The organism is Kitasatospora brasiliensis (genome assembly GCF_032654805.1).
GTDB classification, from domain to species: Bacteria; Actinomycetota; Actinomycetes; order Streptomycetales; family Streptomycetaceae; genus Kitasatospora; species Kitasatospora brasiliensis.
Window position 1 is genome coordinate 1 of sequence record NZ_JAUOOW010000014.1, and the last position, 7,966, is coordinate 7,966.

General features: G+C 70.7%; 7 protein-coding genes and 1 pseudogene. 6 read left to right on the forward strand and 2 right to left on the reverse strand.

Annotated features, from left to right (window positions below; all coding sequences use genetic code 11):
- The coding region (locus tag QWJ13_RS34240; RefSeq protein WP_316529668.1) for an FAD-binding protein at window positions 1–1,446 on the reverse strand (1,446 nt) is incomplete at its 3' end.
- A gap of 709 nt (window positions 1,447–2,155) precedes the next feature.
- On the opposite strand from QWJ13_RS34240, the gene QWJ13_RS34245 reads away from it, so the two are divergent.
- Both QWJ13_RS34245 and pgm read left to right on the forward strand, forming a co-directional pair.
- Window positions 2,156–2,455: a YciI family protein gene (locus tag QWJ13_RS34245; RefSeq protein ID WP_316529669.1), complete on the forward strand. Its 300-nt coding sequence runs from the start codon at window positions 2,156–2,158 to the stop codon at window positions 2,453–2,455.
- 490 nt (window positions 2,456–2,945) lie between these two features.
- Window positions 2,946–4,586: a phosphoglucomutase (alpha-D-glucose-1,6-bisphosphate-dependent) gene (gene pgm, locus QWJ13_RS34250; RefSeq protein WP_316529671.1), complete on the forward strand. Its 1,641-nt coding sequence runs from the start codon at window positions 2,946–2,948 to the stop codon at window positions 4,584–4,586.
- Window positions 4,587–4,882: 296 nt separating this feature from the next.
- Here pgm and QWJ13_RS34255 read toward each other — a convergent pair whose 3' ends face one another.
- A complete protein-coding gene (locus QWJ13_RS34255; protein ID WP_316529673.1) occupies window positions 4,883–6,070 on the reverse strand; it encodes an MFS transporter in 1,188 nt (395 codons plus the stop codon).
- Between the two features lie 150 nt (window positions 6,071–6,220).
- Between QWJ13_RS34255 and QWJ13_RS34260 the strand changes: the two genes are divergently transcribed.
- The 4 genes and pseudogenes from QWJ13_RS34260 to QWJ13_RS34270 form a co-directional block, all read left to right on the forward strand.
- On the forward strand, window positions 6,221–6,553 hold the full coding sequence (locus tag QWJ13_RS34260; protein WP_316529674.1) for an ArsR/SmtB family transcription factor: 333 nt from the start codon (window positions 6,221–6,223) through the stop codon (window positions 6,551–6,553).
- A 189-nt stretch (window positions 6,554–6,742) separates the two neighbouring features.
- Window positions 6,743–6,979: a hypothetical protein gene (locus tag QWJ13_RS34265; protein WP_316529675.1), complete on the forward strand. Its 237-nt coding sequence runs from the start codon at window positions 6,743–6,745 to the stop codon at window positions 6,977–6,979.
- A 185-nt stretch (window positions 6,980–7,164) separates the two neighbouring features.
- A pseudogene (locus QWJ13_RS34480) lies at window positions 7,165–7,245 on the forward strand (hypothetical protein); the annotation flags it as partial.
- 93 nt (window positions 7,246–7,338) lie between these two features.
- A partial coding sequence (locus QWJ13_RS34270) for an alpha/beta hydrolase (RefSeq protein WP_489753405.1) occupies window positions 7,339–7,966 on the forward strand: 628 nt, incomplete at its 3' end.

Sequence of the window (7,966 nt, forward strand, 5' to 3'; positions counted from 1 at the left end):
TTTGGTTTGTGTTATTTGGTTCCAGAGTGGGCCGTAGTGGTGTTGCCAGTCGGTTTGGGTCATGTTGGGTATGGCGCCGATGAGGTAGCGCTTGCCGCCGAGGGCTACGGCGCGGTTGTAGAGGTGGCGGTTGCGTTGGAGGGTGGTTGTGGTGTCGGTGTGGGGGTTGGGGAAGGAGAGGAGGTCGAAGTGCCAGCCGATTTCTTCGTGTTGGGGTAGGACTGCGAGGGGTGTGTGGATTTTGGAGTGTTTGTAGGGGTAGAAGAGGAGGAGTCCGGCTCCGATGTCGTCGGGGGTGAGGATTTCGGTGGCTTCGGTCATGAAGGTGGCGGCTGTGGAGGCGGGGAGGAAGAGGCTCAGCCATGGTTTGGGCTGGTTCCATAGTCCTGTGGAGCGGAGGTAGTTGGCGAAGGTGTCGACGCGGTAGGCGTATTCGTGCCAGCTTTGTTCGACGATTTCGGTGGTGGTCGGGTTGAGTCCGGCTAGCAGTGTGGTGGTGTCGGGGGTTTGTCCGGTGTCGGTGAGGGCGACGAGTTCGGCTTTGTAGCGCCAGTGGGTGTTGTCGGTGTTGCGTAGGACGTCGCCGGTTTGGTAGTCGAAGCGGTCGGTGGTCAGGAGTGTGTGTTGGTCGGTGAGGTAGGTGTTGAGGTCGTCGTAGTAGAGGGAGTAGACGTGGGCGCGTTCGCGGGCTTTGGTGAGGGCGAGGGTGGCGCGGACGATGATGCCGGCCTGGCCGGCGCCGGCCAGGGTTGCGTCGAATAGTTCCCGGTTGTGGGTGGGGGAGGCGGTGAGGAGTTCGCCGGTGCCGGTGACGATGTCGAGTTCCAGGACGTTGTCGACTTGCATGCCGTGGCGTTGTACGCCGGCGCCGATGCCGCCGACGCTCAGGGTGCCGCCGACGGTGAGGTGGAGGTAGTCGGGTAGGACGGGTGGTACCCAGCCGTGGGGCAGGGTGGCTTCGATGACCTGGGCCCAGGTGGTGCCGGCGCCGACGATGGCGCGTTCGGCGTGGACGGAGTGGATGCCGGACAGGCCGCGGGCGTCGATGGCGATGCCGCCGCGGGGGTTGGCCTGGCCGAAGCTGGAGTGGGATTCCAGGCCGTTTGTGCCGTATTGGGCGAGGTCGCCGCTCTGTCCGTTGACGGCTATGGGGATGCGGTGGTTGCGGGCGAAGGTGATCAGTTGTTGTACGTCGCGTACCGAGCCGGGGTGCAGTACGGCGCGGGGGGTGGCGGTGACGAGGTGGCCGAAGTCGCCGGCGAAGCGTTCCAGGCCTTCGCCTTGGAGGGTCATCGTGCCGTCCAGGGTGGGTAGTTCGGCGATGTCGGGGCCGTTGTGGGTGGCCCAGGCGGCGGTGGCGGTGTTCCAGCCGGTGATGGTGGCGGCGAGGGCGCCTGTCGCGGTTGAGGCGAGGAGGGCGCGGCGTGATAGGCCTGGGCTGTTCATGTGGTTCTCCGATCGGTTGTCAGCGAGGGATTGTTTGTACCGCACCTCTTGGGTGATCGCCTACCGGGGTGTGGTGTTGTTGTGTTGTTCGAGGCGGTGCAGGTCGGCGGTGGTGTGTTCCGGCATCTGCTGGTGGTGGTGGGTGGGGGCGTGGGTGGGGATGTGTGCGCGGGCGGCGCGGGCTTCGGCGGGCGGGGAGCGTCTTGTTGTGGGGAGGTGGGCCGCTGGGGGCTGGCGGTGGCTTCTCGTAGGACGAGTGCCGGTTTGTGGGCGGACACGGTGGGGGAGGCGGTGAACAGTGTCCGGTAGGCCCACAGGTCTTCCTCGCCGTGCGGGATCGGCTCGTTGTGGCTCGGCGGCCTCACCCGTGCGGTGAGCGGCGGGTCCTGGTGTGGGCGCGTGCGTGGTCCCCGTTTCGCTGTCTTGGTCGTGTCCGGTTTTCGCTCGCGGGCGGCGCGCGGGGTGGGCCGCCCGCCCGGGGGCGGGGAGGGGGTGGCGGTGCGGGCGGTGCGGGCGGGGGGTGTGGGGCGCGTGAGTCTGCGGGTGGGGGTGTGGTGCGGCAAGGTGTACGGGGGTGCTGTGTCCTAACGCAACGCCGGCCCCGGCTGGCAGGATTGGGCTCGGCATCCTCCCCGCGGGGCCCCTCGGTGGGGCCCCTCGGTGGGGCCGGTCGGTGGGGTTGGTCGGGTGCGGGTCTAGCCTGGTGGCCATGTTCGTACTTGAGCTGACGTACACCGCGGATCTGGAGCGGATCGACGCTGTGTTGGCGGAGCACGTCGCGTGGCTTCGGGAGCACTTTGCGGCGGGTACTTTCCTGGCTTCGGGGCGCAAGGTGCCGCGCGAGGGCGGGGTGATCCTGGCGGCCGGTGGGGACCGGGCGGCGGTGGAGGCGCTGGTGGCCACGGACCCGTTCGTGAAGGCCGGGTTGACGCGGTACCGGGTGACGCAGTTCGTTGCCACCACCACCGCGCCCGTGCTCGCGGACTACCGTGAGCAGCTGCCCGCCTGACCGCGGTCCCAAGCCGTCCGAGGCCTGAAGTCCAGCCGTCCGAAGCCTGAGGCTGTCTGGAGCCTGAGGCCCAGCCGTCCGAAGCCTGAGGCTGTCCGAAGCCTGAGGCTGTTTGAGGCCTGAGGTTCAGCTGTCCGAAGCCTGAGGCTGTTTGAGGCCTGAGTCCCAGTTGTCTGGAGCCTGAGTCCTGAGGCTGTTTGGGGTCTGAGGTCCAGCTGTCTGGAGCTTCAAGTCGTTGGGAGCCTGAGGCTGTTTGGGGTCTGGGGTTGTTGGGAGTCTGAGGTGTGTCTCAAGTGTGTCTGAAGCTTGTTTGAGGGTGGGTGTGGGGGGTGGTGTGTGGGTTGGTTGTTTGTGTTTGCTTGTGGCGTCGGGGGGTGTTCGTGCGGTTCGGGGTGTCGTCGTGTTCTGGCTACGATCGGTGAGCACGGGTAAGGACGTATCGGGGGCAGTGTGACTCGGTGCGTCACCGACCTTCGGCGGGAGAAGACGGATGGCACACGCACGGGCCGGGCAGCCGGCGCAGCCTGGTGATCTGGTGGATGTGGCGCGGTTGGTGACGGCGTATTACGCGTTGCGGCCGGATCCGCAGGAGCCGGGGCAGCGGGTCGCGTTCGGGACTTCGGGGCATCGTGGTTCGTCGTTGGATGGTGCTTTCAATGAGGACCACATCGCGGCGACGACTCAGGCGATCTGTGAGTATCGGGCTGGGCAGGGTGTGGGTGGGCCGGTGTTCCTGGGGGCGGATACTCATGCCTTGTCCGAGCCGGCCAAGGCCACGGCGTTGGAGGTGCTGGCTGCCAATGGTGTTCATGTGTTGATCGACGTGGCCGACGGTTACACCCCTACTCCGGCGGTCTCTCATGCGATTCTCGCTCATAATCGGCGCAGTCCTCGTGCTCTGGCGGACGGTATCGTGGTCACGCCTTCGCACAATCCGCCGCGTGATGGTGGTTTCAAGTACAACCCGCCCAGTGGGGGTCCGGCTGGTTCCCGGGCGACGGGCTGGATCCAGGAGCGTGCCAACGATCTGATCCGTGAGGGTATGCGGGGTGTGAAGAAGGTGCCTTACGCGCGGGCGTTGGCTGCCGCGACCACGGGGCGCCATGACTACCTGGGTGCTTATGTCGAGGACCTGCCTTCGGTGTTGGACTTGGATGTGGTGCGGGCGTCGGGGCTGCGTATCGGGGCGGATCCGTTGGGTGGTGCTTCGGTGGCGTATTGGGCGCGTATCGCCGAGGTGCACCGTCTGGATGTGACGGTGGTCAATCCGGTGACGGACGCGACGTGGCGGTTCATGACGTTGGACTGGGATGGGCGGATCCGTATGGACTGTTCCTCGCCGGCGGCGATGGCTTCCCTTATCGGTCGTAAGGACGAGTACGACATCGCCACCGGTAACGACGCGGACGCCGACCGGCATGGCATCGTCACTCCCGATGGTGGCTTGATGAATCCCAACCACTACCTGGCGGTGGCGGTCGATTACCTCTACCGCCATCGTGGGGACTGGCCGGCGGATGCGGGTGTGGGCAAGACCCTGGTGTCCTCTTCGATGCTGGACCGTGTCGCCGCCGACTTGGGGCGTCCGCTGGTGGAGGTCCCGGTGGGTTTCAAGTGGTTCGTCGACGGGCTGTTGGAGGGTTCGATCGGTTTCGGGGGCGAGGAGAGTGCGGGCGCCTCGTTCCTGCGTCGTGACGGGGGGGTGTGGACCACCGACAAGGACGGCATTCTGTTGGCTCTGCTCGCCGCTGAGATCACTGCCGTCACCGGTGCCACTCCCAGCGCCCGTTACCGTGAACTGACCGCGCGCCATGGCGCCCCCTCCTATGCGCGGGTGGACGCCCCCGCGGACCGCGAGCAGAAGGCCCGTCTGGCGCGTCTGTCTCCGGAGAGGGTCGGCGCGGGCGAGATCGCGGGGGAGGAGATCACCGCCGTCCTCGCCAATGCCCCCGGTAACGGTGAGCGGATCGGCGGTATCAAGGTCTGTACGGAGAACGCCTGGTTCGCCGCCCGTCCCTCGGGCACGGAGGACGTCTACAAGATCTACGCGGAGTCCTTCCACGGCCAGGCGCACCTCGCCCGTGTCCAGGACGAGGCCCGGGCTCTGGTCGCCGAGGTCCTGCGCGGCTGAGCGCCTCTTTTGCCCGATGCCGCCGCCCTGGCTGGGCCGACGCCGCCGCCCCGCCCCGGCCCGGCCGTTGCCGTTGCCCTGGCCGGGCCGTTGCCGCCGCTTCGGCCGGGCCGAAGCCGCCGCCCCGGCCAAGCCGTTGCCCTGCCCTGCCCTGCCCTGCCCTGCCCTGCCCCGGCCGGGCCGGGCCGGGCCGTTGCCCTGCCCTGCCCTGGTCGGGCCGACGCCGTTGCCCCGGCCCGGTTTGCGGACCGGGGCGGACCGGGGCGGGGCGGACCGGGGTGGGGTGGGTTGGGGTGTCATGCCGGGGTGTGTTGCTGCTGCCGTGTGGCCTGTGTCCGGGGGTCTGTTCGCTGGTCGCGGGTGGTCGCCGCGGCCGTCGCGCAGGCGGCCAGTGCCAGTGCCGCCGCCGCCAGTGGGAACCAGCGTGCGCCCAGCACCGCGATCGCCGCTGATCCGGCCATGCCGCCGGCTGCCGTGCCCAGGTAGAGGGCGCTGCTGTTCAGTGAGATCAGCAGTGGGGCGCTTGCCGGGTCGAGGGAGGCCAGTCGGTGCGGCAGTGCCACGGACACGGCCCATCCCGCCAGCGGCAGCACTGTCGCGTATGCCAGGGATCCGGGCATGCTGCGGCCCAGCCAGGGCAGGGCGGTGAAGGCGCTCGCGGCCACCAGTGAGCCGGTCAGCAGGACCCGTCGTACTCCCAGGCGGTCCACCAGGCGTCCGCCCAGCCAGCTGCCGGCCACGGACATCACGCCGCAGGCCGCGAGGATGAGGCTCAGGCGGTTCGCGTCGCCGCCGGTGGCGCCGAGGACGGCGGTGGACAGGTAGATGTAGACGCTCTGGAAGGCGAGGAAGAACATCAGGGTGGTGGCCGCGGCGCCCAGGACCGGGCCGCGGCGAAGCGGTGCGAGGCGGGCGCGCAGGGTGGGGGCGGCGGGGGGCTCGGGCAGGTCGCGCAGCAGAGCGGCGAGTCCGGCGAGCGCGGCCAGGCCGAGCGCGGTGACCAGCCACATCGTCATCCGCCAGTCGGCGCGTCCGACCCAGGTGCCCAGTGGTACGCCGAGCGCGGTGGCCACCGTCATCCCGCCGAGCACGGTGGCCAGGGCCCGCCCGCGCCGCTCGGGGGCGACCAGGGTGGTGGCCACGGCGTTGGCGGTGGGGGTGTAGAGGGCGGCGCCGGCCGCGGCCAGGACGCGGGTGGCCAGCAGCAGCCCGTAGGTGGGGGCGAGCGCGCTGAGCGCGTTGGCCGCGCTGAACACGGCGAGCGCGGCCAGCAGCAGGCGCCGGCGCGGCCAGCGGGCGGTGAGCGTGGCCAGCGGCGGGGCCAGCAGCGCGTAGCCGAGCGCGAAGACGGTGACCAGCTGGCCGGCGGCGGGCACCGACACCCCCAGGTCGGCGGAGATCGGGCCGAGGATGCCGGCGACGACCATCGAATCGGTGCCCATGGCGAAGGTGCCGAGGGCGAGCAGGAGCAGGGGTACGGGCACGGCGGGGCCCCCCGGGGCGGGATGGGAAACGGACGGACACGACCAACTGTTGGATAGACATGCAACAGTTTTACGTTCGTCAAACATTCGGGGATGGGTGGATGATTGTCAAACCATTCCTTCCCCGTCCCGACCCCCGGAGCGCGCGCCATGAGCGAGGACGAGCGGCTTCCCCAGCCCGCCACCGCCGACATCGACCTCGTCACCCTCCTGCACGCCCTCGGCGACCCCGTCCGGATGACCCTGCTGCTCAGCTACGCCGACGGCCGCGAGCACTCCTGCGGCCCGCGCGACCTGGGCCTGGACCACCTCCACAAGTCGACCGTCTCCCACCACATGCGGGTCCTGCGCGAGGCCGGCGTCACCACCACCCGCGTCGCCGGACGCAACCGCTTCGTCAGCCTGCGCCGCACCGACCTCGACGCCCGCTTCCCCGGACTGCTCGACGCGCTCCTGGCAGCCGCTTCAACCCCCCTGCGCTAGGCGCGGATCGGCGCTAGGCGCGGGTCGGTGCCTGGCGGGTCGGTGCTTGGCGGGTCGGTGCTTGGCGGGTCGTAGGCCCGCGGTCGTACGGCGGCGCGGGCGCCTCCCGCCCCGCGCGCACGCGTGGCCCGGCGCCCCACCGGCACGGTGGACGTGCACCGTCCCGCCTTCCGGCAGGAGCCGCCGTCCATGGACCGAGTCCAGCGTCCGTTCACCCGCCGGGCCGTCCTCGGGGCGCTCGCCCTGGGCGCCGGCACCGCCGCCGGCGCCGGGCCCGCCCTCGCCGACACCCCGCCACCCCGGCACCCCGGCACCGCGCCCGCGCCTGCCCGCGCCCACCGGTTCCTACCCCCTGGGCGCGACCGGGACCCGCCTGTTCGACCCCGCCCGTACCGACGCCTGGGCCCCCACGCCGCGGCCGCGTGACCTGCGCGCCCGCCTCTGGTACCCGGCCGCCCCCGGCGCCCCAGGCCCCCGCGGGCCGTGGATGAGCCCCGCCGAGGCCTCCCACCTGCAAACCGTGTACGTCGCCGTCCCCGACGCCCCCCTCACCTGGCCCACCACCCACGCCCCGCCTCTTCGCCCCCGCCGACCGCACCCGCCGCCACCCCCTGGTCCTCAACTCCCACGGCTCCGGCGCCGACAGCTCCTTCAGCACCGCCCTCGCCGAGGAACTCGCCTCCCACGGCCACATCGTCGCCGCCGGCGACCCCACCTTCGACGCCGGCGAAGTCGCATTCCCCGGCCACCGCCTGGAAGCGCGCGACAAGACCCGCGTCCAGGCCATGACCGACGCCCGGATCATCGCCTACCGCGCCGCCGACATCCGCTACCTGCTCGACCACCTCACCCACACACCCCTGCCCGCCGGCCTGCCCACCGCCCTCGGCCCGGACGCCGTCGGCCTGTTCGGCCACTCCACGGGCGGCGCCACCACCGCCCAAGCCCTCCACGACGATGCGCGCGTGCGCGCCGGCACCGTCTCGGACGGCCCCCTGTTCGCCACCGGCACCACCGCCGACCAGAGCCGCCCCCTCCCGCTGATGGCCTCCACCTGGGACAGCCCCACCCGCGACACCACGGGGCACACCCTGTGGCCACACCTCACCGGCCGGCGCCGCCGCCTGACCCTCACCCACTCCGGCCACCTCCCCTACAGCGACCTCCAACTCCTCAACCCCCAAGGACAACCCGCCGTCGCCCGGCCCGACGACCAACGACGACACTTCCTGGGCACCGGCAACCCCGCACCGCGCCATCGCCGCCCAACGCGCCTACCTCACCGCCCACTCCAACCTCCACCTACGCGCCATCCCCACCACCCTGCTCGACACCCCCTCACCCCACCGGCCCGAAATCCACTTCGACGCCTGCCCCTCACCCCGCCCCCGCGGCCCCGACCCCCAGGGCCCG

Excerpts from the sequence above, each read along its gene's own strand:
- QWJ13_RS34245 (WP_316529669.1), top strand. The coding sequence starts at position 2,156 with ATGTTCGTACTTGAGCTGACGTACACCGCGGATCTGGAGCGGATCGAC.
- pgm (WP_316529671.1), top strand. The coding sequence starts at position 2,946 with ATGGCACACGCACGGGCCGGGCAGCCGGCGCAGCCTGGTGATCTGGTG.
- QWJ13_RS34260 (WP_316529674.1), top strand. The coding sequence starts at position 6,221 with ATGAGCGAGGACGAGCGGCTTCCCCAGCCCGCCACCGCCGACATCGAC.
- QWJ13_RS34265 (WP_316529675.1), top strand. The coding sequence starts at position 6,743 with ATGGACCGAGTCCAGCGTCCGTTCACCCGCCGGGCCGTCCTCGGGGCG.